Below are 25,222 nucleotides of genomic sequence, written 5' to 3'. Positions count from 1 at the left end.
GCTATCGACACTTAAGGGAGTTTGAACCATGTCCATCGACCGGCTGGAATTCGCCGTCGCCCTTGCCGAAAAGGCTGGCGAGCTCGGTCTCGACTATTTTCACAAGCTGGACACGCTGACGATTACGCAGAAGGGTCATCAGGACCTCGTCTCGGAAGCGGACCGCAATGTGGAAACGCTCATCCGCGCGGAACTCGCAAAGAGCTATCCGGACGACGGTATCCTGGGCGAAGAGCATGGCATGGAAGAAGGGTCTTCGGGCTATACCTGGGTCACCGACCCGATCGACGGTACGGCAAATTTCGTTGCCGGGATTCCGCAGTGGTGCGTCATCATCTCCTGCGTTCATCAGGGCCAGGTGATTGTCGGTGTGATCCATGATCCGGTGTCCAAGGAAACCTTCAAGGCTGCCGCCGGTCACGGTGCGTTCCTCAATGGCAAGCCGATCCGTGCTTCCGACAGCGAAAGCCTCTCTCACGGCTCAGTCGGTGTTGGTTTCAACGGCCGCACTGCCGTCACGGATGCGGTCAACGTCGTCGGTGCCCTGGTCTCCAAGGGCGGTGTGTTCTTCCGCAACGCTTCGGGCGGTCTGATGCTTGCCTACGCGGCTTCCGGGCGCCTTATCGGCTATGTAGAATCCCACATGAACGCCTGGGACTGCCTTGCAGGCATGCTGATCACCAAGGAAGCGGGTGGTGAAGTTCTGGAACAGGACATCAACCAGTCCCTTTACAACGGCGCACGCGTCGTTGTTGGCGCTCCCGGTGTTTTTGCCGACCTGAAGGAAATCGCCGAAAGTTCCTTTGCGCCTTTCGAAGCTGCTTAATCAGCCTCACACATGCTGGTCGACAAGAACCGGGTTTCCATCCGGGTCGACCAGCATGAAGCTGGCCCGACCACTGCCGGCCTCGTCAGCTTCGGATACAAAAGCGTATCCCTTCGCCTTCAGCGCCTTTTGTATATCCCGCACATCCTGAAAATCTTCCAGTGTCCTGGCATCCTGGTCCCAGCCGGGATTGAAGGTGAGTATGTTCTTGTCGAACATGCCCTGAAACAGCCCGATGATGGTATCGCCGTTCTTCAGGACCACCCAGTTGTCCGCGTCCGAGATGCCGATATCCACGAAGCCAAGACCTTCGTAGAACGCCTTCGATTTTTCGAGATCCTTGACGGCCAGACTGACCGAGAACGCGCCGAGTTTCATCTTCCTGGCTCCTCTGCAGCGACCGCCGCTGGATACCCTGCATGCTTTCAAAGTTCCAGAAAGGAAGCAAGTTCCAGGCGGGTCTTCTCGGTAAAATGAAAGCCCTTCCAGCCAAGCGCCTTCGCTACGCGAACGTTTGTGGCGCTGTCGTCGATCAGCAAGATCTCGGACGGGGCAACCTTGAGAGTGTCACTGACATGGGCAAAGAACGCGGTGTCCGGCTTGGCTGATTTGATGCGGCCGGAGGAGAAAATCTGGCTGACGAGCGAGCCGAAGCCGGACTGGTGCTCAATGTAGCTGGAGCGGCGATCTTCATTGTTCGTCGCTATCACCTGAACGACGTCATGGCTTGTCAGATGTTCAAGCAGGCTGCAGGTGAAGGGATCCCGCAGATCATCCTTGGCAAACCAGTAGTCGAGAAGGTCTCCCGCATCCAGGAGGTAGCCGCACCGGTCAAGCCAGTCTTGCAGGTGAGTTTTTATGTCCCGTTTCCCGGAGATGACTTGCAGGAAGGAGGCATCGAAGACGCCGCGTTCGAATGCATCGAGCGCGATGCCGAGGTCGCTCTCCAGCGTGTCGGCCCAGATGAACCTGCCGTCGACGACATTGCGGTTTAGAACGCCGTCGAAATCCCAGGCGATGACACTGATATCTGACCGCATGGTATGCTTCCCTTCCGATCATCGACCGGAAGGCGTAAAGCGAAAAAACGGGCTGTGCAACCCTTGATGGGATTTGCCCAACAGGATCCGCCTTAGGGCTGAATCCATTCTCCGCTGACGCGGTCGTACAGGCGGCCGGTTTCCAGTACGTCCGGCATCAGCAAAGGCAGAAGATCTGCCGCAACATCATCCGGCGTCGGAAGATTGGTGGCAAGCTCACCCGGCATTGCCTTGGCGCGCAGCCCTGTGCGGGTTGGGCCCGGGTCAGCCAGGTTGATCTTCATCTTGGTCTGCAGGCTTTCGTTCGCCCAGGTCCGTGCCATGGCTTCCACGGAAGCCTTGCTGATGGACTGTAGGCCCCAGAAGGGTGTGCAGGTGCTTGCATGAACGGAAGACAGGAACAGTGCACGGCCCGCGTCCGACTGGCGCAGGAGCGGGTCCAGAGAGCGGATCAGCCGCCAGTTGGCAACGACATTCACGGCCGTCACTTTCTCGAAGTCCTTCGGGCTGATGTGGCCGATCGGTGACAGAACACCCAGCATGCCGGCATTGGCAACAAAGATATCGAGCTTCTTCCAGCGTTCGTAGATCGCAGCGCCAAGCCGGTCGAGCGCGTCGAAGTCGGTCAGGTCAAGCGGGACGAGCGTTGTTTCCCCGCCTGCGGAGCGGATCTCGTCATCGAGGTCTTCCAGGCCGCCGACAGTCCGCGCAAGCGCAATGACATGCGCACCACGTTCGCCGAGCTGCTTTGCGATCTGATAGCCAATTCCGCGGGAGGCGCCGGTGACGAGAGCGACCCGGCCTTCAAAGTCTTTGATCATGCGTGATCTCTTAGATCAATTTGCCTTCCGGCGGTACCGCCGAAAGGCATAAATTGAAGCGGTCCAAAGAGTTTTGAGCGCTTTAGCCGACCTCGACCAGGCGAGGGGCGCTGACGAAGTCCTGATCCTCGGAAAGATCGGTCAGCGGCGTCGGATAATCGCCGGTGAAACAATGATCAGTGAACTGCGGATTGGCATCGTCGCGGCCATCGTAGCCCATGGCCTTGTAGATGCCATCGACGGACAGGAAGGCCAGGCTGTCGGCACCGATATAGGCGCGCATTTCCTCAAGACCGTATTTGGCAGCCAGCAGTTTTTCACGCACCGGCGTGTCGATGCCGTAGTAGTCGGAATACTTGATCGGCGGGCTGGCCAGGCGGAAGTGAACTTCCTTCGCGCCCGCTTCGCGGATCATCTGCACGATCTTGACCGATGTTGTTCCGCGCACAAGGCTGTCGTCCACAAGCACGACGCGCTTGCCTTCGATCTGAGCCCGGTTGGCGGAATGTTTCATCTTCACGCCAAGCGCACGGATCTGCTGGGTCGGTTCGATGAACGTGCGACCGACATAGTGGTTGCGGATGATGCCGAGTTCGAACGGCACGCCGCTTTCCTGGCTGAAGCCGATGGCTGCCGGCACACCACTGTCCGGCACCGGAACGATGACGTCGGCTTCGACGTTGGATTCCCGGGCCAGCTGGCGCCCCATTTCCCGGCGAACGTCGTAGACGCTGCGACCGCCGACAACGCTGTCGGGGCGGGAGAAGTAGATGTATTCGAAGATACACGGACGAGCCGGGCGTTTGCCGAACGGGAAGAAGGATTCAATCCCTGTGGACGTGCAGACGATAACTTCGCCGTTTTCCACTTCGCGGATGAACTTTGCCCCGATGATATCGAGTGCGCAGGTCTCCGAGGCCAGGATCGGAGCACCGTTCAGGTCGCCCAGCACCAGCGGGCGAATGCCGAGCGGGTCGCGCGCGCCGATCAGTTTCTTCGAAGTCAGCGCCACCAGAGAATAGGCACCTTCCATCTGGGTGATCGCGTCGATGAAACGTTCGACGATCTTGCCCTTGCGCGAGCGGGCAACGAGCTGCAGGACCACCTCGGAATCGGAGGTCGACTGGCAGATTGCTCCGTCTCGGATCAACTGGCGGCGCAGGGTGAGGGCGTTGGTGAAGTTGCCGTTGTGGCAAACGGCAATGCCGCCACCGTCCAGCTCGGCAAAGAGCGGCTGCACGTTCCGCAGGATGGTTTCACCGGTCGTCGAGTACCGAACGTGGCCGACAGCGGCCTTTCCGCTCAGCCGTTCGATAGTGTCGGCGTCGGAGAAATGATCGCCCACAAGGCCGAGATGGCGTTCCGCACGGAACTGCTCGTTGTCAACGGTGACGATCCCCGCTGCTTCCTGCCCGCGGTGCTGGAGCGCATGAAGCCCGAGCGCGGTCAGCGCGCTGGCATCCTCATGACCCAGAATGCCGAAAACACCGCATTCTTCGCGCAAGGTATCTGCATTGATGTCGAACGGTTCGTGCACGTCGGTTCCGCCAGCCATGGCGAACACTCCTTCGTTCTGGCCGGTGGGAGGACCGGCCGGGTCTTGCGGTCAAATGTCTGTCATCGTCACGCAGGTGGACGAAACATTGGCCGCTTTGCAAATGGTACATCGTCCCGCACATATTTGGGCGCGGGATGCCTCATTCAACGCTGCACCTCAATCGGTGCCCGTTACTGCCCCAGTCTCGGTTAGTGTCCCTGGTTTATGCCCAAGGCCTGTTAGTTACTATCCGTCGTCAGCTGTTCAAGTCCCTGACGTTCTGAATCGCTATAGGCCGGTTCATCAGTCGGGGTTGCTCCCCCTCCGGCCTGGTTGTTCTGCCGGATCTTGTCCAGGATCGCCTTTTCCGGGTCTTCTGGCAGCACAGCCACCAGCCGTTCACCGATGGACAGCAGGATCGGCCGCGACTTGGCGGTCTTGACCCAGTTCGGCTGCTGTTCCGGCTGGACGAACCAGTTGAAGAACATCATCGCGACGACGACCAGCAGCAGACCGCGCACAGCTCCGAACACGAACCCGAGGGTCCGGTCTAGGGCGCCGATCCGGCTGTCGAGCACGAAATCGGAAATCCGCATGGTGATATAGCTGACAACAAGCAGCGTGACCAGAAAGACTGCCGCGGCAGATACGCCCATGGCAACCAGGTCATGGTTGATATACTGCTTGGTGTAAGGAAGAACCCGTTCGTACAGCAGGAATGCCGCAGCTGCCGCAGCCACCCAGGAAACGATGGAAAGAACTTCCCTGACAAATCCGCGGATCATCGCAAGGACCGCCGAGATGAACATGATGACCAAGAGCAGTCCGTCCAGCAGCGTTATCGGCATGTTCCTGAAAAATCCTCTGTCTGGCGCTCTTTCAAGAGCTTAAACTTTTTGCCCAAACCCGTCACCATCTTGCGTCAGGTCTGCCCCGTAGCACTAGCCTCCGCCGAAAGTTTGGCAACAAAGTCCCCAAGTTCCGGCACTCCTGTCGTCCTGAACGAAGACACGGTGCCGTCCTTGAGATTGCCCTCCGGACAGTAAGCCTGATCGAAGCCGAGTTTCTCGGCTTCTTTCAGTCTGGAAGGGGCTTGGGCGACCGGCCTGATGGCCCCCGACAGGCTGACTTCGCCGAAATAGACGCAATTGGCCGGAAGGGCAAGTCCGCTGAGTGAGGAGATTAACGCTGCTGCCACGGCAAGATCGGCTCCAGGCTCGTTGATCTTGAGACCACCGGCGACGTTCAGATAGACATCATGTTGTGAAAAGCGGACGCCGCACCGTGCCTCAAGCACGGCCAGGATCATGGAAAGCCGCGCGCTGTCCCAGCCGATGACGGCCCTGCGCGGTGTTCCCAGAGAAGACTGCGCCACCAGTGCCTGGATCTCGATCAGGAGAGGTCTTGAGCCTTCCAGACCGGCGAAAACGGCTGCGCCGGGCGCAGACGTGTTTCTGTCTCCCAGGAACAGGGCGGATGGATTGGGGACTTCCTGCAGCCCCTTTCCCGTCATTTCGAAAACGCCGATTTCATCCGTTGCGCCGAAGCGGTTCTTGACCGAGCGCAGGATACGATACTGATGAGCGCCGTCGCCCTCGAAATAGAGCACCGCGTCGACCATGTGCTCGACCACGCGCGGACCGGCAATCTGTCCGTCCTTGGTCACATGGCCGACAAGAACAAGGGTGGTGCCGTTCTTCTTGGCATAACGCACCATTGCCTGGGCGGATGCACGCACCTGCGTCACGGTGCCGGGAGGAGATTCCACCTGGTCTGTCCAGAGCGTCTGAATAGAGTCGAGGATGAGAAGGGCCGGCGCCGTGTCGGCTTCCAGCGTTGCCAGAATGTCTTCGACGCTTGTTTCCGCAGCCAGTGCCACGGGTGCCTGGGCGAGACCCAGCCTTTCGGCCCGAAGCCGAACCTGTCCAATGGCTTCTTCGCCTGAAATATAGACGGTCTTGTGCCCGAGGTTGGCCAGTTGCGCAGCCGCCTGGATCAGCAGTGTGGACTTGCCGATACCGGGATCGCCGCCGACAAGCAGGGCAGACCCACGTACGAAGCCGCCGCCGGTCACCCGGTCAAGTTCAGGCACCTTCGTCTGGATGCGCGGGGCTTCCTTGGCATCGCCGGAAAGGCCGACAAGGGGAATGACACGGCCCTTGCTGCGGGAAGCCCTGCCGGGGCCACCACCGACGCCGCCGCCGGTCTGCTCCTCCACGATGGTGTTCCATTCACCGCAGCTTTCACAACGGCCAACCCACTTGGCGGTAACCGCGCCGCAGGACTGGCAGACGAAGGATGTGGAGCGCCGTGCCATGCAAATTGCCTTTCGCTCTCGGCTCCGGTCAGGTCAGGGGCGCATAGACGCGCTCAAACCGACGTCCGAGGCTTGTCAGATATTCGTAGTCGATGGTTTCCGCATAAGCGGCAAGATCGGAAGCTGCAACACCTGGCCCCAGCATTTCCACAAACGCGCCGCGCTGAAGCAGGTGTTCAGGCACATCCGTCACGTCGAGCGTGATCATGTCCATTGAAATCCGGCCGAGGATCGGCGCCTTGTATCCGCCGATCAGCCCGAAGCCACCCGGGCGGTCGTCCGTGGAACCGGCACGACGGATCATGCCATCGGCATAACCGGCGGCCACGACGGCATTGCGCAAGGGGCGCTTTGCGGTTTGTTTCGCGCCATAGCCGATCGTATCGCCCTGTGGAACGTCGCGCACAATCATGATGCGTGCTTCAACCTTGGCGACCGGTTTCATCGGGTTGGGCTCGGATTCGATGGCCAGCCCGCCGTAAAGCGCGATCCCGGGACGGACAAGGTCGAAGTGGTAGTCCGGGCCAAGCAGCACCCCGGCGGAATTTGCCAATGACCGCGGAATGTGAGGGAAGGGGGCGGTTGTCTCCGTAAACAGTTTGAGTTGCCGCCGGTTCATGTCGTGGTCGGGTGTCGAGCCACAGGCAAGATGGCTCATCACCAGTGATGGCTGGAACGGCCCCAGAACGGCGTTGTCACTCAGAGCGCGGGTGAGTTCAGCCGGCGACAGGCCCAAACGGTGGATGCCGGTATCGACATGGACAGCGGCGGCATTGTTCTTGCCCGACGCCTTGCAGACTTCCGCCCATTCCAGGAGTTCTTCCAGACTGCCGAGGACGGGGCGGATGTCATGGGTCAGAAAGTGGTCGGCCGTTCCCGGAAACAGACCGTCGAGCACGTAGATGACGGCGTCCGGAAGACTTGCACGCAACGTCAGCGCCTCGGTCGGCACCGCCACGAAAAACGTCCTGCACCCCGCCTGGTAGAGGGCTGCAGCGGTTTTGTCCTGTCCGGTTCCATAGGCATCGGCCTTCAGAACGGCAGCGCAATCGGTGCTGTCGCTTACCTTGCCTTTCAGCAATGACCAGTTCGACACGATCGCATCGAGGTCGATCGTCAGTCGTCCGCCGTAAAGATTGGATGGGAAGGCTTGTTCAATCGTCGCAGGCACGGTCCGGATATCTCTCCAGTCAGAATCAATGTCTGAAATTCGAGAGTGAGCTTATCGCACCAGGGCGCATTTGCACCAACGGCCAAACCGCCAAAACCGTGACCAAGTGAAGCGCACTGCAGCGCTCCACCCGGGAAGTGCGCTGAAGAGCGGAAGCTCAATCCATATAGAGGAATTCGACGCCGGCTTCGCCGGAGCGCACCCACCGAATTTCACCGTAAAACCGCAATTTCCGGCTTTCGATTTCGATGGTGATACGCTGATGCCGTTCAAGACCCTTGGTGTTGGTCGCAACGCGGCAACCACCGACGCTGATGTCTTCGACCACGCAGGGGCGATGGGTCGCGTCCTGCTTCAAAAGGCCGGACCACTTGCATCTTTTGCGCGGAAAGATGCGAGCTTCTTCGAGGAGTTTTTGTGCCGACGAATACAAGATGCGGTCACCTGGAAAAGATTTTAGGCGAAATTCTTTCTACTTAAAGTAAGTGAGGAGTTTTAACAGTGGCTTAATCGTGAGCGACGGCGTGTCCATTGCCAAATGCCGCAAGTGAGCCGCAGACGAGAGCTTGAACGCGGCATCAGGCGGCTATCGGGGCACCTTGTCTCAAGGACCGTCCAAAATCGCGAAGACGCCTGTTATTCGTAGCGTTCGGGCAGGTGATCTTCTTCGGCAAGATCGGAGAAGCGGGTGTACTGGCCTTCGAAGTGCAGGTTCGCCGTACCGGTCGGGCCGTGACGCTGCTTGGCGATGATGACTTCTGCCTTGCCTTTGAGCCGCTCCATGTCCCGTTGCCAGTTTTCGTGTTCGACAGTTCCGAATTCCGGCTCGGTCTTGGACAGGTAATATTCTTCACGGAACACGAACAGGATCACGTCGGCGTCCTGCTCGATGGAGCCTGATTCACGAAGATCCGACATCATCGGTCGTTTGTCGTCACGCGATTCCACCTGACGGGAGAGCTGTGACAGCGCGATGATCGGGACGTGAAGTTCCTTCGCAAGCGCCTTCAGACCCGTTGTGATTTCGGTGATTTCCTGGACGCGGTTGCCGGAGTTCTTGTTCGAGCCTGACAAGAGCTGGATATAGTCGACCACGAGCAGGTCGAGACCGCGCTGACGCTTCAGACGCCGTGCCTTGGCAACCAGCGAGGCGATGGAAATACCACCGGTCTGGTCCACATGAAGCGGGACGGCCTGCATGGTCTGCGCACAGGCGGCCAGCTTCTCGAATTCCGCTTCGGTGATATCGCCGCGGCGGATTTTCGAGGACGAGATTTCCGCCTGTTCGGAAATGATACGGGTGGCCAGCTGTTCGGCCGACATTTCCAGAGAGAAGAAGCCGACAACGCCGCCGTTGACGGTCTTGATCGAGCCGTCGGGTTGTTCTTCGGACTTGTAGGACTGGGCGATGTTGTAGGCGATGTTGGTTGCCAGGGAGGTCTTGCCCATCGCGGGACGACCGGCAAGCACGATCAAGTCCGAATGCTGCAGACCACCCATCAAACGGTCCAGTTCGCGCAGGCCTGTGGAAATACCGGAAAGGGCACCTTCACGGTTATAGGCGGCGTGCGCCATCTCGATGGTTTCGGTCAGGGCGTCGCCAAACGCGACGAACCCGCCTTCGCTGCGGCCGGTTTCTGCAAGTTCGAACAGGCGGCGCTCGGCATCATCGATCTGCTGGGAGGGGGGCACATCGATCGGGGCGTCGAAGGCGATATTGACCATGTCCTCGCCGATGCGGATCAGATTGCGACGGATCGCCAGGTCGTAGATGGTCCGGCCATAATCTTCGGCGTTGATGATCGAGGCGGCATCACCAGCCAGGCGCAGAAGAAACTGGGTCGCGGACAGATCCGCAATCTTCGCGTTGGCGGGATAGAAGGTCTTCAGCGTGATCGGCGACGCGGTTTTGCCGGCGCGGATCAGATGGCTGATCTTCTCGTAGATATCCTGGTGAGCAGGCACGAAAAAATGATGTGGTTCCAGAAAGTCTGAGACCCGGTAGAACGTCTCGTTGTTAACGAGAATCGCCCCCAGAAGCTGACGTTCCGCCTCGGCATTGTGTGGTGCCAAGCGCTGGATGTCTTCTTCCGTTTCGACCTTCTGTAGCGTGCCCTTCATAACGACCCCCGTTGACCCAAGTTCATTGGGAATACTCTGTGACGGGGGAGGGCTCAAGGTTCAAAAATGGCTGATTTCGATTCCCACCGGCTTGGACAAATCAGCGGGGAAAGAATCGAATCCAGCTTGACTCTGAACTCGATTGAAGACTCAAGGGCCTACCTCTTAGTTATTGAAATTTATGATATTTTCGAGAAGATTAATAGCTGGTTAATGAATTTTCGAGCAGTTTCAAGGCCTTAAACCGGAAACTGAAAAGCCAGGATTAGGCGTGGCTTGCCATCATTCCAAAAAGTTGCCGGCAAACAAAAAAACGGCGCTGAAGCCAGCGCCGTTTTTCGAAAGTCCACAAGGGAAGCGAAGTGCTTAGGCTTCTTCTTCCGCTGCTTCTTCGGAAGCTTCTGCACCTTCTTCGGTGTCTTCTGCTTCTTCGTCTTCTTCGAATTCGAAGACGTCCATTTCCGGCGTGGAGAGATCTTCGCCGGCAGCCTGACGGACAGCTTCGTCTTCAGAACGGGCAACGTTGACGCTGATGGCGACTTCGACTTCCGGGTGCAGCTGGATCAGAACGCTGTGCAGACCGATCGTCTTGATCGGGTTGCGCAGTTCAACCTGGCTGCGGGAAACGGAGAAGCCGGCATTGGTCAGGCCGTCAGCAATATCGCGCGTGGAAACGGAACCGTAGAGCTGGCCGGTTTCACCAGCGGAACGGATCATCACCAGGGATTCGCCGTCGAGCTTGGAGGCAACGCCTTCAGCTTCGTTCTTGCGCTCAAGGTTACGAGCTTCGAGCTGAACGCGCTCACGCTCAAAACGCTCGAGGTTCGACTTGTTGGCGCGCAGTGCCTTGCCCTGCGGCAGCAGGAAGTTACGGGCATAGCCGTCGCGTACGCGAACGGTGTCGCCCATCTGGCCGAGCTTCGCGATACGCTCAAGAAGGATAACTTGCATGTCATTTCTCCTACTGTCCCACCCGTTGAGGATGGTTAGAGGCCGTTTGCCCGCGGCCCCAATTCGGGTCTTCCGGGAAGCCCCGAAAGAAACGTCTCAAGATTTTCGAGAAACGCTTAGCTGATCACGAACGGCAGCAGGCCGAGCAGGCGGGCGCGCTTGATCGCACGGGCCAGTTCACGCTGCTTCTTCGCGGAAACCGCGGTGATGCGGCTCGGAACAATCTTGCCGCGCTCGGAAATGTAGCGCTGCAGCAGACGGATGTCCTTGTAATCGATCTTCGGCGCGTTGGTGCCGGAGAACGGGCAGGTCTTCCGGCGACGGAAGAACGGACGGCGGCTCGGGAGCTGTGCAATATCAACCATCAATCTTACTCCCCTTCTGCGCGGCGCGGAGCGCGCTCACCGCGGTCGCCACCGCGTCCACCGCGGTCACCGCCGCGATCGCCACCACCAAAGCGGCCACCACGATCGCCACCACGGCGGTCGTCACGGTCGCGCTTCTGCATCATTGCAGACGGCTCTTCGTCGAGTTCATCGACCTTGAAGGTCATGAAACGCAGAACGTCTTCGCTCAGACCCATCTGACGTTCCATCTCGGCAACCGCGGCGTGCGGAGCGTTGATGTTCATAAGGGTGTAGTGAGCCTTGCGGTTCTTCTTGATGCGGTATGCGAGGGAACGCAGACCCCAGTTTTCCACCTTGCCGATAGTACCGCCAGCGCCTTCGATGAGGCCCTTGTACTGTTCGACGAGTTGTTCGACCTGCTGGGCCGAAACGTCCTGGCGAGCCAGGAATACGTGCTCGTAAAGAGGCATGGAAATAGCCTTTCTTCGTGTTGACAACGCGGGATCGGCGCAGAGCCTCCTCGTAGCCCCGGAAAGGCACGAGAATTCTAACGAGAGCGGGAACACGGGAAGTCGGATCCGATCAAGGATCCTGGCGTCATGCCCTTCCGTTCAGCCCCCGGCCAAACCCCGGATGAAGCGCGCTCTATACTCTGTTTTGCAGAAATTGCAAGCAGCATACTTCCGAAAGGATCGAAAATCGGGAGAAGATACGAATGCTGCCGATTTGGAAGATTGCCTGACTGTCTATATATATCGATTTCCCGAAGCAGGTAAGGGGAGGACCGGTTTCGCGCGCAAAACAATGCCCATCGGGTTGCCGGGCATTTCAGGGATAATCAGGATAAAGGAAAACCGGCAAAACCGCTCGAAATGCGGAAATGATTGCCCTGTGGGCCTTGACAGTTCGGTCAAGACCGTATCATAGCCTCGCGCCAAGTTCGATTTCAGCCTGCACGGGCTGTCTTCTCCGCTTTCTAATAAGCCGTCGACCTTTCGCTATAAGAACAACAAGGTCCGCTCACGAGTCACGGAGGCGTTTCCAGATGACCATTGCATTCACATTTCCCGGCCAGGGCAGTCAGGGCGTTGGAATGGGTAAAGCCCTTGCCGATGCGTTCCCGGAAGCAAAAGCCGTTTTCGACGAAGTCGACGAGGCGCTTGGCCAGAAGCTGTCCGATGTCATGTGGACTGGTCCGGAAGAAACGCTGACACTGACAGCAAATGCTCAGCCTGCACTTATGGCGGTCAGCCTTGCGACCATGCGCGTTCTGGAAGCCCGCGGCCTCGACCTTGCCGGCAGTGTTTCCTTTGTCGCAGGACATTCTCTTGGTGAATATTCCGCGCTGGCTGCTGCCGGCAGCCTGGATATTGCGACCGCTGCAAAGCTCCTGCGCGTGCGCGGAGATGCCATGCAGGATGCGGTTCCGGCCGGTCAGGGTGCAATGGCTGCGTTGCTCGGGCTGGAGTTTGATGTTGCCGCAGAAGTGGCCGAGGCTGCCGCACAGGGCGAAGTCTGCCAGGCCGCGAACGACAACGCGCCGGGGCAGGTGGTTGTTTCCGGGCATCTGGCCGCCGTCGAGCGCGCCGTCGAGATTGCCAAGGCCAGGGGCGCGCGCCGTGCGGTGATGCTGCCGGTCAGCGCACCGTTCCATTGTTCCCTGATGGGCCCGGCTGCCGACAAGATGGCCGAAGCGCTGGCGAATGCCGAAATTCGCTCTCCTGTCGTGCCGCTGGTCGCTAACGTGCTGGCGCGCCCGATCACTGACGCAAATGAAATTCGCGATCGTCTTGTTCAGCAGGTGACCGGTACCGTGCGTTGGCGCGAAAGCATCACCTGGCTTGCCGAAAACGGTGTCGATACCTTTGTCGAGGTTGGGACAGGCAAGGTGCTGACCGGCATGGTCAAGCGGATCGCCAAGGAAGCCACCGGCATGGCGGTCAATTCTCCGGAAGACATCGACGCACTTATGGAAAAGATCTCCGGATAAGGCTTATATCGGCCAAGGCGACGATTTGGTCCGCCGCGGACCCAAACAGGAACAATGGAAGGATCCCGAATGTTCAGCTTGGAAGGGAAAAACGCGCTTGTCACCGGTGCCACCGGTGGGATCGGCGAAGCAATCGCCCGGTCGCTCCATGCACAGGGCGCAACCGTCTCCTTGTCCGGCACGCGGGCTGAAAAACTGGAAGCGCTTGCTGCTGATCTCGGCGAACGCGCCTATGTGACGCCGGCTAATCTGTCCGACCGCGCGGCTGTTGATGCCTTGTTGCCGGCGGCTGAAGAGAAAATGGGCTCTGTCGACATCCTGGTGAACAATGCCGGGATCACGCGCGACAACATCTTCATGCGCATGAAGGATGAAGAGTGGGATCAGGTTCTGGAAGTGAACCTGTCATCCGGCTTCCGTCTGTGCCGCGCAGCAATCAAGGGCATGATGAAGCGTAGGTCCGGCCGCATCGTCGGCATCACGTCCGTGGTTGGCGTCACCGGAAACCCCGGTCAGGTCAACTATGCGGCGGCCAAGGCCGGCATGATCGGCATGTACAAGTCGCTTGCCCGGGAAGTCGCCAGCCGCAACATCACGGTCAATACGATTGCGCCCGGTTTCATCGAAACGGCAATGACCGATGCGCTGAACGACAAGCAAAAAGAATCGATTTTGACGAGCGTGCCTGCAGGGCGTTTGGGCACTTCCGCAGAGATTGCCGCAGCCGCCGTCTACCTGGCCAGCGATGAAGCCGCTTACGTGACCGGGCAGACCCTGCACGTTAATGGCGGCATGGCTATGATTTAAAAGGAATTTTTGCCGAGCAGGCAAAAAGAATCCGGGCCGCTCACAAGCGGTCTGGATCGGCTGGTAAAGGTCAACAAAGTGTGTTACCAACCCGCCGATTGTTTCGAATTGCACAGTTGGCCAAATAAACTGGCCTGGTGTGCGGCGACATCTTAAAGACCGCGAGTTCGCGCCACCGCTTGTTTGCAAACCGGATGGGGGCAGTTTCGCGAGTGACGAATAGATGAAAACTAAGGAAGTGAAAGATGAGCGATATCGCGGATCGGGTAAAGAAAATCGTCGTTGAGCACCTCGGCGTGGATGCTGACAAAGTTGTTGAAGGTGCAAGCTTCATCGACGACCTGGGCGCAGACAGCCTTGACACGGTCGAGCTGGTCATGGCGTTCGAAGAAGAATTCGGCGTAGAAATCCCGGACACTGCAGCAGAAACCATCCTGACCGTTGGCGATGCTGTCAAATTCTTGGAAGCCAACAAGTAAGGGTTACCCCCTTCTTGTGAATGTTTGAAGATCGGGCCGGCGGGGCGAAACCCCGCCTGGCCCTTCCAACGTAAGTGCGGGTGTATGAGGCGAGTTGTCGTAACTGGGTTGGGCATGGTGACGCCGCTTGGCTGTGGTGTCGATGTCACTTGGAAAAAGATCCTTGAAGGACAGAGCGGGGCCAACAAGGTCACGAATTTCAAAGTTGACGATCTGGCCTGCCAGATCGCATGTCAGATCCCGCGTGACTCGTCCGTTGAAGGCGCGTTCAATCCGGATGACTGGATGGACGTCAAGGAACAGCGCAAGGTCGATGATTTCATCGTCTACGCGATGGCGGCTGCCGATCAGGCAATGGCCGATTCCGGCTACAAGGCCGAGACTTACGAACAACAGGTGCGCTCTGGCGTTTTGATCGGCTCCGGCATCGGTGGTCTTCAGGGCATCGAGCAGGGCGCCAATCTGCTGGCCGAAAAAGGCCCGCGCCGCATTTCTCCGTTTTTCATCCCCGGCCGTCTTATCAACCTTGCCGGCGGGTATGTCTCGATCCGTCACAGCCTGAAGGGCCCGAACCACGCTGTCGTGACCGCGTGTTCGACCGGCGCGCACGCCATTGGCGATGCATCGCGGCTGATTGCCTTCGGTGATGCGGATGTCATGGTTGCCGGCGGTACGGAATCCCCGGTCTGCCGTCTTGCACTCGCGGGCTTTGCTGCCTGCCGTGCGCTTTCCACGGCTTTCAACGACACTCCCGAAAAAGGTTCCCGCCCTTACGACGTCGCCCGCGACGGCTTTGTGATGGGCGAAGGTGCCGGTGTCGTCGTGCTCGAAGAATACGAGCATGCAGTTCGCCGCGGCGCAAAGATCTACGGTGAGATCATCGGTTACGGCTTGTCCGGCGATGCTTATCACATCACCGCTCCGTCCTCCGATGGCGATGGTGCCTACCGTTGCATGGAAGCTGCGCTGAAGCGCGCCCAGGTCACGCCGGCCGACATCGACTATGTGAATGCTCATGGAACCTCGACGCCGCTTGGCGACGAGATCGAACTTGGCGCTGTCACCCGGCTTGCGGGAGAACATGCCGCCGATCTGACAATGTCGTCGACCAAGTCCTCCATCGGTCACCTTCTCGGTGCTGCTGGTGCGGTCGAGGCCATTTTCTCGGTTCTGGCCATGCGAGACGGTATGGCTCCGCCGACGATCAACCTCGATAATCCGTCTGTCGAGACGGTTATCGACTTGGTGCCGCACAAGCCGAAGAAGCTGGATATCAATGTCGCCCTTTCGAACTCGTTCGGTTTCGGCGGCACAAATGCCTCGCTTGTCTTCCGCAAAGTTGCCGCATAACCCATTCAAGTTCTTCAGGCCGGTCCGATTCTCTCGGGCCGGCCTGAAACTTTGATTGTGACAACTGGTCCGTTTGAGCCTAAGTCAGGGATTTGGGGGCTCAATCTTGGAGGTGCGACCCAATATGCGCATTAAGCCCAAAAGCCCGCGTGAAGCCTTGCAGCCGGAACCGGCGCCTGCGCCTCCGCAACGCTCCAGGCACGTACGCAACCCCTTCGTCATTCTGATCAACATGGTCATCACATTGACCGTGTTCGGACTTGCTGCGTTCGGGGGCGCGCTTTATTTCGGCAAACAGAAATTCGAGGAAAAGGGCCCGCTGCAGAAGGACGCCACCGTGGTGATTTCTTCAGGCGCCGGGCTTTCCGGTATTACCGACAGGCTTTCAGGGCAGGGCGTCATCAGCGACAATCTGCTCGACGAGTGGATCTTCAACCTGGGCATCCGCTTCTACAAGAACGCCACCAAACTGAAAGCCGGTGAATACGCTTTTGCGCCCGGCGTCTCGATGCAGGAGATCATGACCGATCTGGTGGAAGGCAATGCCGTCACCCATTCGGTAACGATCCCGGAAGGCTGGACCACCGCGCAGATCATCGAGCGCGTGCGCGAGCACCCTGTGCTTGTAGGCGAGATTACCGAGGTTCCGGAAGAAGGTGCACTGCTTCCCGAAACCTATACCTTTGCACGCGGTGCCTCGCGCCAGGAAGTTCTCAACCAGATGAAAGCGGCGCAGTCCAAGCTGCTGAGCGAAATCTGGGGACGCCGGACGGAAGGCCTGCCGGTCGAAACGCCGGAAGACTTGGTTATTCTCGCGTCGATCGTGGAAAAGGAAACAGCTCTGGCAGACGAGCGACCGCGTGTCGCCGGTGTTTTCGTGAACCGTCTCAACAAGAACATGCGCCTGCAGTCCGACCCTACGATCCTTTACGGTCTTTATGGCGGTGAAGCGTGGCTCAAGGACCGCTCGGCAATCAAGCAATCTGAGCTGAAGGCGGACAACAAATACAACACCTACCAGATCGACGGTTTGCCACCAGGACCAATCGGTAATCCGGGCCGCGCGGCCATGGAAGCGGTCGCCAATCCTTCCCGCACGCAGGATCTCTATTTCGTGGCCGACGGAACCGGTGGCCACATCTTTGCCGAGACCTACGAGCAGCACCAGGCAAACGTCCGCAAGTGGCGTCAGGTGGAAAGAGAACGCCGACAGGCAGAGCAGAACCAGGAAACGCAGCCAGCCACATCCAATTGACCGGAGCCCGCCTTTGCGGCGGGCCGGTGGCGGCACATTCGCAAAGGGGGGCACATGGCACTTGCCAGCATGACGGGCTTTGCACGGGCCCTTGGAGAATCCGGACCGGTTCGCTGGACCTGGGAACTGAGATCTGTCAACGGCAAGTCCCTTGATCTTCGTATCCGTATCCCGACGGGTTTGGAGACGCTTGAACCGAAGATCCGCGAGCGTTGCGGCAAGCTTCTTCGACGCGGAAATGTTTCCGTCGGGCTCTCCATGCAGAGAGACCAGTCCGAACAGCAGCTTCAGGTCAATGAATCGGCTCTTGAAGCTGTCCTTGCGACAATCGATCTCCTCAAGAACCGGCTACCTGATCTTGCTCCGCCGTCGCTTGACGCCATTCTGGCGCAAAAAGGCGTCTTTGAGCTCAAGGAGCCCGAAGAAGACGAAGCGGTTCAGGCAGCGCTTCACAACACTCTTCTGACGACCCTGGATGCTGCGCTGATTGACCTTGTCGACATGCGCCACAGCGAGGGGCAGGCAATTGGCAAGGTGGTCCGAGATAAGATCGACAGAATCGCCGAACTGACCCAGGCCGCCGAGGATCTGCCTGCGCGCAAACCGGACGCCATAAAGGCACGGCTGAAGCGACAGCTCGCAGAGCTGATGGATGCCTCGGACGGTCAACTGGATCCGCAGCGCGTGCATCAGGAAGCTGTCTTCCTGGCAACCAAGGCTGACATTCGTGAGGAGCTGGATCGCCTGCATGCCCATGTGGCAGCCGTGCGTGAATTGATGGACACCGGTGGAGCAATCGGAAGGCGCCTGGATTTCCTGGCTCAGGAATTTAACCGGGAAGCCAACACTTTGTGTTCAAAGTCCAACGACGTGGACCTGACAGCCATTGGGCTGGACCTGAAGTCCGTTATCGATCAAATGCGTGAGCAGATACAGAATCTGGAGTGAGCCACATGACCGACGCACCTGCCGGTACCTCAACGGGAACCACTGTCAGTGCGGAGCAGGCCGAGCAGCAGCGCCGTGGCCTGATGCTGGTGCTGTCGTCACCGTCCGGAGCCGGAAAGTCGACGATCGCGCGCCTCCTGCTGCAGAACGAAGACAATCTTGCCCTGTCGATCTCCGTGACCACGCGGCCACGCAGGTCCAGCGAAGTTGACGGCGTGCACTACCACTTCATTGATGCCGGCAGGTTCGAGCAGATGCGCGAGCACGATGAGCTGCTGGAGTGGGCCGAGGTGCATGGCAACTACTACGCCACACCGCGTGGACCGGTCGAAAATGCTATTGAAAATGGCAAGGACATCCTGTTCGACATCGATATTCAGGGAACCTTCCAGCTCTATGAAAAGATGCGTGACGATGTCGTTTCCATCTTCATTCTGCCGCCGTCCATTGCGGAGATGAAATCACGTCTGAAGCGGCGTGCTGAAGATGAGGACACTGTTATCCTCAAGCGGATGAAGACTGCGGTTGGTGAAATGCGCCACTGGTCGAAATACGATTATGTTGTGGTGAATGACGATCTGGAACGCGCTTACGAAAACGTTCGCGCAATCTTGAAAGCAGAAAGACTGAAGCAGTTCCGCTCGCCAAAAATCGGTCCACTCATTCAGGGCATGGTCGATGATCTGGAAAACGAGCTGGCCGAAAAATCCTGACGTCTCAAGCGCTGTTTGGACTGGCCATTCAGCGTCAATAGAAGCTAGGAAGACGAAGAACCTGCACCTGCGACATGAGCTGTATCCCTTTGCTCTGCTCGAGAGGTTGTTTCTGAAAACCTTTGCCGAAAGAGCTTGGCGACGCGATCCTTGACCTCCGACAGCATCGGGTGGAAACGCAGTCTTTCGTGAAAGCTCATCCATGACTCTCCCTGAGCGAGTGGGGTAGCCGTCAGGCGTGTCAGCCCCTCCGTTTCCGCGATCCAGTCTGGTAGAACGCCCATGGCGTGCCCGGCGTTCAGAATATTGCAGAGCGATACGGAATTGTTGACGGCGTAGCGGCATGTCTTGCCCATCAGAATGGCGTTGAGCAACTGCGAGGACTTGAGCCGCGCCCGGCTGCCGCAATATCCCGCCCAGATCTGTTCCTGCCAGGTCGAGGTGTCAGCAGCGTCCGGTCGATTTCGGCAGTAGTCCTTTGAGGCGTAGACGTGAAACCGGATCTCACCCAGTTTCTGGACAATCAGGTGCGGTTGTTTAGGCTGTCTGTTACCGATGGCGATGTCGGCGGAGTTCCGGCTGAGATCCCAGAAGGCATCGTCCGCGAAAAATTCGATCCGGACACCGTCAAGACCATCGGTAATCTGGTCGACGTGCCGTGTCAGATAATGCTGCCCCCATTCACCGAGCGTGATCCTGCAGACCTGCTCTTTTGAACCGACCTTTTCCAGATCAACCGCGCGCCTGAAGTCCGCCGCTCCGCGTGCCATGGATCTGGCAATCTTGATCAAACGCCGGCCGCCACCTGTCAGTTCGTAGCCGGTCTGGCGCCGATCGAACAATTGTACATCCAACTGTTCTTCTAACCGCGCAATATGGCGGCCGACGGTTGGTTGGGACAGGCAAAGAACCTGGGCGGCCTTGCTGAGGCTCTGATTCTCGGCAACGGCAAGAAAGACGCGTACGGCATCCCAGTCAAAATCGGTTTCATTCATTTTTGAATGATATCATGCAACATCATTCAATTACATTCAGAAAAGGTTCTGACATCTTCTGCCCGTCATCAGCGGGAGATGAGACAATGATCGGCTTTTTAAGGGGCCTGTTTTCAAGAAAACGAAACGTTTGGTACACCGGTCCGGACAAGGCTGACCGAACTGATCTTATGCCGGATTGGATGATGCGCGATCTCGGATTGGATAACCCGGACAACCTGAAAGCCGTTCAGGCGGGCAAGTGCCGTAAATCGGAACCTTCTACAATCCTGCCAGTCGTCAAACTGCCTGAGCGGCCCTGAACGTGTTGGCAAGTTCAACGAACCCGGCGATATCGATTTCTTCGGCACGGGCCGTCGGTTTCAATCCGGCCTTTGTGACGAGGTCTTCTGCGTCCGGTGTCAGTGACTTGAGGCTGGCACGCAGCATCTTGCGTCTCTGGCCAAAGGCCGCAGCGGTAATCTTTTCAAGGGCTTTCAGGTCGCAGGGCAGGGGCGAAGGATTAGGCGTCAGATGAACCACAGCCGACGTTACCTTCGGGGGCGGCGTGAACGCCTTTGGGCTGATGTCGAACAGGATCCCGCCCTTGCAGCGCCAGCCTGCCAGAACTGCAAGCCTGCCATAGGCCTTGGACGCGGGGGACGCGCTGATCCGCTCACCGACTTCCTTCTGGAACATCAGCGTCAGCGACGACCAGAATGGCGGCCACTGCGGTGTCGTGATCCAATTGATAAGCAGCTGGGTGCCGACGTTGTAAGGCAGGTTCGCGGCAATGCGGACCTTGTCTCCTCCAGTCAGGGCTACCGGATCGATTTCAAGGGCATCGCCTTCGATCACTTCCAGACGCCCCGGATAGTGTGCCGAAATTTCGGCAAGAGCCGGCAGGCAGCGGCTGTCCTTTTCAATCGCGATCACCCGCTTCGCTCCGGCGGCCAGCAGGGCACGGGTCAGCCCACCGGGACCAGGGCCGACTTCCAGAACGGTGCAATCTTCAAGACTGCCGGCAGATCGTGCGATTCGAGAGGTGAGATTGAGATCGAGAAGAAAGTTCTGTCCCAGTGACTTTTTCGCATTGAGACCATGAGCGGCGATGACGTCGCGCAACGGGGGCAGGTCGTCTATCTGAGCCATTGATCGCTGTCGCCCTAGAACCGCTCGGGATTGGCAAGTACATCCGCCATGCGCAAGGACGCAGCGAAACTGTCGACCCGGGCGGTGCCGGTTCCGGCCAGGTTGTATGCCGTGCCATGGTCGGGAGAGGTGCGCACGAAAGGCAGACCCAGCGTGACATTGACGCTCTCGTCGAAACCGATGGTCTTCGCCGGTATCAACACCTGGTCGTGGTACATGCCAAGCACGCAGTCATAGTGCTGCCGCGCAGGCGGGTGAAACAGAGTGTCGGCCGGATGCGGACCTGTAGCCTCGATACCCATCTTTCGCAGGCGAGAAATGGCTGGCTCGATGATGTCGCGATCTTCAGTTCCCATCGAGCCGTTTTCACCCGCATGAGGGTTTAGCCCGCAAATCGCCAATCGTGGCGACGTGTAGCCAAACCTGGTCTTGAGGTCGCGTGCGGTAATTTCCGCAGTTTCAACGATAAGCTCAGTCGTGAGAGATGTCGGAACTTCGCGAATTGGAATGTGAATGGTGACCGGGACCACCATCAACTCCGGGCCGGCAATCATCATCACGGGTTTTGCCGGTTCTCCGGGCCAGTGCATTTCTGCAAGTGAGCCCAGATATTCCGTATGGCCGGGGAAGGCGAAGCCGGTTCGGTAAAGCGCAGCCTTGTTGATCGGACTGGTCACGAGCGCGCAGGCAAGGCCGGACTTTATATCGTCGACACATCCTTCAATAGCAGCAACAACGGAAGCTGCCGTTTCAGGTGCTTCCACACCCGGCTGGTCGGGTAGGGCAGGCCCGGTCTGTACAACGGGCAAAGCTTTTGTGAAAGCCGCAACGGCTTCGTCCTGCGCCACCAGCCTGAGCCGCGCGTTCAGGCCCATTTTCTGTGCACGTTCGTGCAGCAGGGCTTCGTCACCGCGAATGTAGAATGGCGGCAATCCAAGGGCTTTGCGATTGGCCCACGCAATCAGAGCCAGGTCCGGGCCGATCCCGGCAGGTTCTCCCATACTGACGGCGATCGGCTTCTGGTTGGAGCGCATGTAGGATCAGCGATAAATGATGGTGGAACGACGGCGGATTTCCAGGAGATACCGACGGGACTGGCTTTCGCCTTCCTTTTGTCGCAGCTCGTTTTCAAGTTCCGTGCGAACGGCAATGTCCGAGGCGATTTCGCGTTTTCCGCAAACCGCGATCATTTCATAACCGACGGGCGTCGTGGACGGTTTCGTCAACTTGCCCGGTGTCATTTTTTCGATTTCGGCGCGCATGTCTTCCGGCAGCTCGGTTTCGAGCCGGCGTCCGATAGGCTGCACAACCACTTCGCTGTATTTGCCGAGAATGGCGCCGGATTCATCGCAGCCGTTGAACGCAGCCCGGATCTGGTTGCTCTCGTTCTTGCGCTTGGACTTGAAGCCACCGGAGGAGTTCTTCGGTACCACGACAATGACCCTTTTGAGGTCATATTCCACGGACTTCTGACGGTCTTCCTCGTCGGTCTTCTTCAGGGCCGCGATCACGTCGGACTCATCCACTTCGATCCGGCCACTGAAACGGGACCGCAACACCTGGTTCCAGGCAAGCTGCGCCTTGAGGCGCTCCTTCAACGTATCCGGCTGAACACCGCCACTGCGAAGCGCCTTGGAAAGCTGGGCCGGAGACATCTTCACATTACGGGCAATATTGTTGAACGCGTTGTCGACTTCCGACTGGCTAACGTCAACGCCGACACGCTCGGCTTCGGCAAGTTTGACCTGGTCGTCGACCAGTTCCTCTTCCGCCTGTTTTTTGGCGATGGATGCGGACTTGCGCTGGGTCATTGTAATCAGCCGGGCGCGTTGGCTGATGTCGTAGTCGGTAATCGGCACATCGTTGACGATGATCTTGATCGCTGCATGGGAAGGCGTTGCCAGCGGCGCTGCCAGGATCAAAGCTAGTCCAAAGAATACCGGAACGATACGAAGTCGCATTGAATAACCATCCGTGCTGGCTTGAGGCCAAACCGAAGTTCGTTGTTTTATGACATGATGTTTCGCATATCATGCCCGAAATTTCAAAGGTTCCACGCATCATGCCTTTTTTCATGGCGGCATGATGACCTACGGTCAGTCAGATGGCCTAGTTGAGAGCGCCGCTTGAAACCTGTGTCGTGCCGATGGTCCTCAACCCGATGCGGAAATAAAGCGTCCGGTTGACGTCATCGCCATCGTTGCGGCTGCGGTCTTCAGCATATGTGACGGACAGCGAGAAACCTTCGTCGTCATAACCGATCCCGAGTCCGTCCTGCACGATGTTGCTGTTTTGCAGATCGTATCGCATGGAGCCGAAAATGCGCCAGTTTTCCTCAAGGCGGAGGCTTGCGGAGCCAAGCAGTTCCTCTCGCGGATCATCGATCCCGACATCCGGCTGCGCGTTCAGGAACGCATAGGCTAGGGAAGACACCACCGGGCCGTAGATACCGCTGGCCTGTGCCTGTATCCGGTTCACGGAAAAATCTTCCTTGTCGAGCCGGGCCTGGGCGCCGACCTTCACACCGTATTGCGTGTCCAGATAGAGGCTGCCGACGTAATCGGACAAGGAGGTTTCCAGACCAGAATCCTGCGTCGCACCGAGAATGTCCGGAATGGCATAGGAGTTGTCGCCGGCAAGCTGATAGGACCGGCCGAACAGACCGCTGACATAGTAGCCACTATCCAGTTGCAGCTTGTAGTTCAGGCCGACGTTAAGACGTGTGCCGCCTTCGGCGCGGTCAAAGCCCGAGAACTTGTCGTAGTCGAACAGGGTCGTCGTATCAAAGACGATGCTTTGCGCGTCATCGTTCGGCAATTCTCCGATCCGTTGCTCGTTCGGACGGGCCACAATCTGGGCGACAGGCTCCAGGATCTGGTTGCCGCCGTCGAAGGTTGCAATGAACGGATAGCGGTATTCCAGGCCGATTGCGGGCATCGCACGGCCGACGAAACTTTCGCCCGTGAGAGCGGTCACGTCAGAATCGGGTGAGGCTAGAAAGAACAGGTCACCGCGCATATAGGCAAACGGCGTGAACGACTGTCCAAGCGGATCGATGAATGTGCGGCGCCAGTTCCCCTTGACGGATACGCGCGAGAAGGTGCCGTCGATACCACGGAACTTCGCAGTTGTGCCGCCATCAATGGAGAAAGCATCCGTTTCATCGCGTGTCAGCGAAGTGAAGTTGGCAGTCAGTGCCAACTCACCGGCGAGGATCGGATCCGCGAACACATAGTCATAGTCGATCACAGGCAGAACGAGCGGCTGCTTGTCCTGCAGGGAGCTGCCGACCGGAGAGAAGCCATTGGCGTTGAACTGGCTGTCCGTATAGTCCTCCTGGGAGATCTGATACGCATAGGCTTTGACAGACAGCGCGTTACGGTCGGTCTTGCCTTCCAGATAGATCGTGGAGGTCTCGCCGTTATCGCCAAAACTGGTGAACGAGTAGTCCTTGAAAAACTGACGGTCACTCTTGTAGGTCAGGTTCCAGCCGAGGGTCCAGTCGCGCGCAATGCTGAAGGAGGCGGTCGAATTGACCGCACCACGCAAGCGATCGTCAGCGCGGTCCGTCGTGAAGTTGCTCGGCTGCGCCTGAAACAGGCCAGCCGCAGAAACACTCACTTCGCCAGCGGCAAACCGATGACGATATTCGACATCGCTGAACACACCCTGCTTGGTGAGCGGCGTCAGAATGGTCGTCACATCGTAATAGGGGCTGAGCGCCCAGTAATAGGGAACGCTTACGCCATACCCGAGCTTGTCGGACACAATGCCGCTCGGCATCAGGAAACCGGACTTTCGGGTGACGGACGGATCCGGCATCGACAGATAGGGCAGGTAGGCAATCGGCTGACCGTAGACCTCGAAGGCTGCGTTCTCGAACCGGATGATCTTTTCCTGCTGATTGTGGATGATCTTCTCGGCCCGCACGCGCCAGAGCGGCGGCTTGTCCGGCGGGTTGGTCGGTTTGGTGTAGACCGTATAGACGCCGTTATCGATGGTCGTGATGTTGTTGCCTTCGCGCCGGGCTTGCTCAGCCAGGAAGCGTGTGCGCCGCGTCGTGTCGATCTGAAGGGCGCGTGCAAAGCCTTCTGAAAAGTCCTCGGACAGGACCATTTCTTCCGTGCGCACGACATTGCCGTTGGATTCGATGAAGATCACATTGCCCGACGCCTTGAGCTGCTGGCTCTTGCGGTCGAAGACAACCTGATGCGCCTGCACGGTGCTGCCGTCGTAATAGACCTGCACATCGCCTGTCGCGACGATGAGATCGCGGTCGAAATCGTAGGTGATCTCACTTGATTCAAGCAGGAGTTCGGCATCGGGATCGACTTGACCGGCCAGACCTGCTGTCAGGTCCTGTGCCGCGGCTGGTGATCCGTACCCATGGCAAAGGGTTGCTGCAATGGCGCACAAGCTCGCC

The 25,222-nt window shown here is 58.3% G+C and carries 26 protein-coding genes; 9 read left to right on the top strand and 17 right to left on the bottom strand.

The genetic code is table 11. The annotated features are described in order from the left end of the window. Positions 1–28: 28 nt before the first annotated feature. A complete protein-coding gene (locus FIV03_RS23145) occupies positions 29–826 on the top strand; it encodes an inositol monophosphatase family protein (RefSeq protein WP_077290117.1) in 798 nt (265 codons plus the stop codon). A gap of 6 nt (positions 827–832) precedes the next feature. On the opposite strand, the gene FIV03_RS23140 is transcribed toward FIV03_RS23145, so the two are convergent. From FIV03_RS23140 to rpsF, 12 genes are all read right to left on the bottom strand, one after another. Next, on the bottom strand, positions 833–1,204 hold the full coding sequence (locus tag FIV03_RS23140; RefSeq protein ID WP_152511126.1) for a VOC family protein: 372 nt from the start codon (positions 1,202–1,204) through the stop codon (positions 833–835). Positions 1,205–1,251: 47 nt separating this feature from the next. Further along, on the bottom strand, positions 1,252–1,866 hold the full coding sequence (locus tag FIV03_RS23135) for an HAD-IA family hydrolase (protein ID WP_152511125.1): 615 nt from the start codon (positions 1,864–1,866) through the stop codon (positions 1,252–1,254). 92 nt (positions 1,867–1,958) lie between these two features. Further along, positions 1,959–2,687, bottom strand: a complete 729-nt coding sequence (locus FIV03_RS23130) for an SDR family NAD(P)-dependent oxidoreductase (RefSeq protein ID WP_152511124.1) — start codon at positions 2,685–2,687, stop codon at positions 1,959–1,961. Between the two features lie 82 nt (positions 2,688–2,769). Next, a complete protein-coding gene (gene purF / locus FIV03_RS23125; RefSeq protein ID WP_023003957.1) occupies positions 2,770–4,242 on the bottom strand; it encodes an amidophosphoribosyltransferase in 1,473 nt (490 codons plus the stop codon). A 221-nt stretch (positions 4,243–4,463) separates the two neighbouring features. Then, complete coding sequence (locus tag FIV03_RS23120; protein WP_023003958.1) at positions 4,464–5,072, bottom strand: CvpA family protein; 609 nt, start codon at positions 5,070–5,072, stop codon at positions 4,464–4,466. Between the two features lie 74 nt (positions 5,073–5,146). Continuing rightward, positions 5,147–6,541 (bottom strand): DNA repair protein RadA, encoded by a 1,395-nt coding sequence (radA, locus tag FIV03_RS23115; protein ID WP_023003959.1) that lies wholly within the window; start codon positions 6,539–6,541, stop codon positions 5,147–5,149. Between the two features lie 28 nt (positions 6,542–6,569). Then, positions 6,570–7,712 (bottom strand): alanine racemase, encoded by a 1,143-nt coding sequence (gene alr / locus FIV03_RS23110; RefSeq protein WP_152511123.1) that lies wholly within the window; start codon positions 7,710–7,712, stop codon positions 6,570–6,572. 157 nt (positions 7,713–7,869) lie between these two features. Then, the gene (locus tag FIV03_RS23105) at positions 7,870–8,145 is read right to left on the bottom strand and encodes a PilZ domain-containing protein (protein WP_023003961.1); all 276 of its coding nucleotides are present in this window, start codon (positions 8,143–8,145) and stop codon (positions 7,870–7,872) included. 203 nt (positions 8,146–8,348) lie between these two features. Continuing rightward, positions 8,349–9,833, bottom strand: a complete 1,485-nt coding sequence (locus FIV03_RS23100) for a replicative DNA helicase (protein ID WP_023003962.1) — start codon at positions 9,831–9,833, stop codon at positions 8,349–8,351. A 366-nt stretch (positions 9,834–10,199) separates the two neighbouring features. Then, positions 10,200–10,784, bottom strand: coding sequence for a 50S ribosomal protein L9 (gene rplI, locus FIV03_RS23095; protein ID WP_023003963.1), 585 nt, complete (start codon positions 10,782–10,784; stop codon positions 10,200–10,202). A gap of 116 nt (positions 10,785–10,900) precedes the next feature. Further along, positions 10,901–11,149 carry a 30S ribosomal protein S18 gene (gene rpsR / locus FIV03_RS23090; protein WP_023003964.1) on the bottom strand — a complete coding sequence of 83 codons (249 nt, stop codon included), beginning with the start codon at positions 11,147–11,149 and terminating at the stop codon, positions 10,901–10,903. A gap of 5 nt (positions 11,150–11,154) precedes the next feature. Next, positions 11,155–11,601 carry a 30S ribosomal protein S6 gene (rpsF, locus tag FIV03_RS23085; RefSeq protein ID WP_023003965.1) on the bottom strand — a complete coding sequence of 149 codons (447 nt, stop codon included), beginning with the start codon at positions 11,599–11,601 and terminating at the stop codon, positions 11,155–11,157. A gap of 575 nt (positions 11,602–12,176) precedes the next feature. On the opposite strand from rpsF, the gene fabD reads away from it, so the two are divergent. The 7 genes from fabD (at position 12,177) to gmk (ending at position 18,673) form a co-directional block, all read left to right on the top strand. Next, on the top strand, positions 12,177–13,121 hold the full coding sequence (fabD, locus tag FIV03_RS23080; protein ID WP_152511122.1) for an ACP S-malonyltransferase: 945 nt from the start codon (positions 12,177–12,179) through the stop codon (positions 13,119–13,121). A gap of 69 nt (positions 13,122–13,190) precedes the next feature. After that, on the top strand, positions 13,191–13,928 hold the full coding sequence (gene fabG, locus FIV03_RS23075) for a 3-oxoacyl-[acyl-carrier-protein] reductase (protein ID WP_031270724.1): 738 nt from the start codon (positions 13,191–13,193) through the stop codon (positions 13,926–13,928). Between the two features lie 245 nt (positions 13,929–14,173). Beyond that, the gene (locus FIV03_RS23070) at positions 14,174–14,407 is read left to right on the top strand and encodes an acyl carrier protein (protein WP_006931822.1); all 234 of its coding nucleotides are present in this window, start codon (positions 14,174–14,176) and stop codon (positions 14,405–14,407) included. An 84-nt stretch (positions 14,408–14,491) separates the two neighbouring features. Then, positions 14,492–15,757 carry a beta-ketoacyl-ACP synthase II gene (gene fabF / locus FIV03_RS23065; RefSeq protein WP_031270725.1) on the top strand — a complete coding sequence of 422 codons (1,266 nt, stop codon included), beginning with the start codon at positions 14,492–14,494 and terminating at the stop codon, positions 15,755–15,757. Positions 15,758–15,881: 124 nt separating this feature from the next. Next, on the top strand, positions 15,882–17,012 hold the full coding sequence (mltG, locus tag FIV03_RS23060; protein ID WP_152511121.1) for an endolytic transglycosylase MltG: 1,131 nt from the start codon (positions 15,882–15,884) through the stop codon (positions 17,010–17,012). 54 nt (positions 17,013–17,066) lie between these two features. Beyond that, complete coding sequence (locus FIV03_RS23055) at positions 17,067–17,960, top strand: YicC/YloC family endoribonuclease (RefSeq protein WP_152511120.1); 894 nt, start codon at positions 17,067–17,069, stop codon at positions 17,958–17,960. Between the two features lie 5 nt (positions 17,961–17,965). Beyond that, positions 17,966–18,673 carry a guanylate kinase gene (gmk, locus tag FIV03_RS23050; protein WP_023003971.1) on the top strand — a complete coding sequence of 236 codons (708 nt, stop codon included), beginning with the start codon at positions 17,966–17,968 and terminating at the stop codon, positions 18,671–18,673. Between the two features lie 44 nt (positions 18,674–18,717). On the opposite strand, the gene FIV03_RS23045 is transcribed toward gmk, so the two are convergent. Beyond that, the gene (locus FIV03_RS23045) at positions 18,718–19,668 is read right to left on the bottom strand and encodes a LysR family transcriptional regulator (RefSeq protein WP_152511119.1); all 951 of its coding nucleotides are present in this window, start codon (positions 19,666–19,668) and stop codon (positions 18,718–18,720) included. Positions 19,669–19,682: 14 nt separating this feature from the next. On the opposite strand from FIV03_RS23045, the gene FIV03_RS23040 reads away from it, so the two are divergent. After that, the gene (locus FIV03_RS23040; protein WP_152511118.1) at positions 19,683–19,970 is read left to right on the top strand and encodes a hypothetical protein; all 288 of its coding nucleotides are present in this window, start codon (positions 19,683–19,685) and stop codon (positions 19,968–19,970) included. On the opposite strand, the gene rsmA is transcribed toward FIV03_RS23040, so the two are convergent. The 4 genes from rsmA to FIV03_RS23020 all read right to left on the bottom strand — a co-directional run bounded on the left by rsmA (position 19,948) and on the right by FIV03_RS23020 (position 25,215). Next, the gene (gene rsmA, locus FIV03_RS23035) at positions 19,948–20,799 is read right to left on the bottom strand and encodes a 16S rRNA (adenine(1518)-N(6)/adenine(1519)-N(6))-dimethyltransferase RsmA (RefSeq protein ID WP_152511117.1); all 852 of its coding nucleotides are present in this window, start codon (positions 20,797–20,799) and stop codon (positions 19,948–19,950) included. The two genes, FIV03_RS23040 and rsmA, sit on opposite strands and share 23 nt — an antisense overlap. A gap of 14 nt (positions 20,800–20,813) precedes the next feature. Then, positions 20,814–21,833 carry a 4-hydroxythreonine-4-phosphate dehydrogenase PdxA gene (gene pdxA / locus FIV03_RS23030; RefSeq protein WP_152511116.1) on the bottom strand — a complete coding sequence of 340 codons (1,020 nt, stop codon included), beginning with the start codon at positions 21,831–21,833 and terminating at the stop codon, positions 20,814–20,816. Between the two features lie 6 nt (positions 21,834–21,839). Continuing rightward, positions 21,840–22,760, bottom strand: a complete 921-nt coding sequence (locus FIV03_RS23025) for a peptidylprolyl isomerase (protein WP_152511115.1) — start codon at positions 22,758–22,760, stop codon at positions 21,840–21,842. 148 nt (positions 22,761–22,908) lie between these two features. Beyond that, on the bottom strand, positions 22,909–25,215 hold the full coding sequence (locus tag FIV03_RS23020) for an LPS-assembly protein LptD (RefSeq protein ID WP_209009764.1): 2,307 nt from the start codon (positions 25,213–25,215) through the stop codon (positions 22,909–22,911). Between the last annotated feature and the right edge of the window lie 7 nt (positions 25,216–25,222).

The sequence above is a fragment of the Labrenzia sp. THAF187b genome, assembly GCF_009363375.1.
GTDB lineage: Bacteria > Pseudomonadota > Alphaproteobacteria > Rhizobiales > Stappiaceae > Roseibium > Roseibium algicola.
Note: the sequence above shows the minus strand (reverse complement) of the source record. Positions and strands in the feature narration are given on the sequence as shown.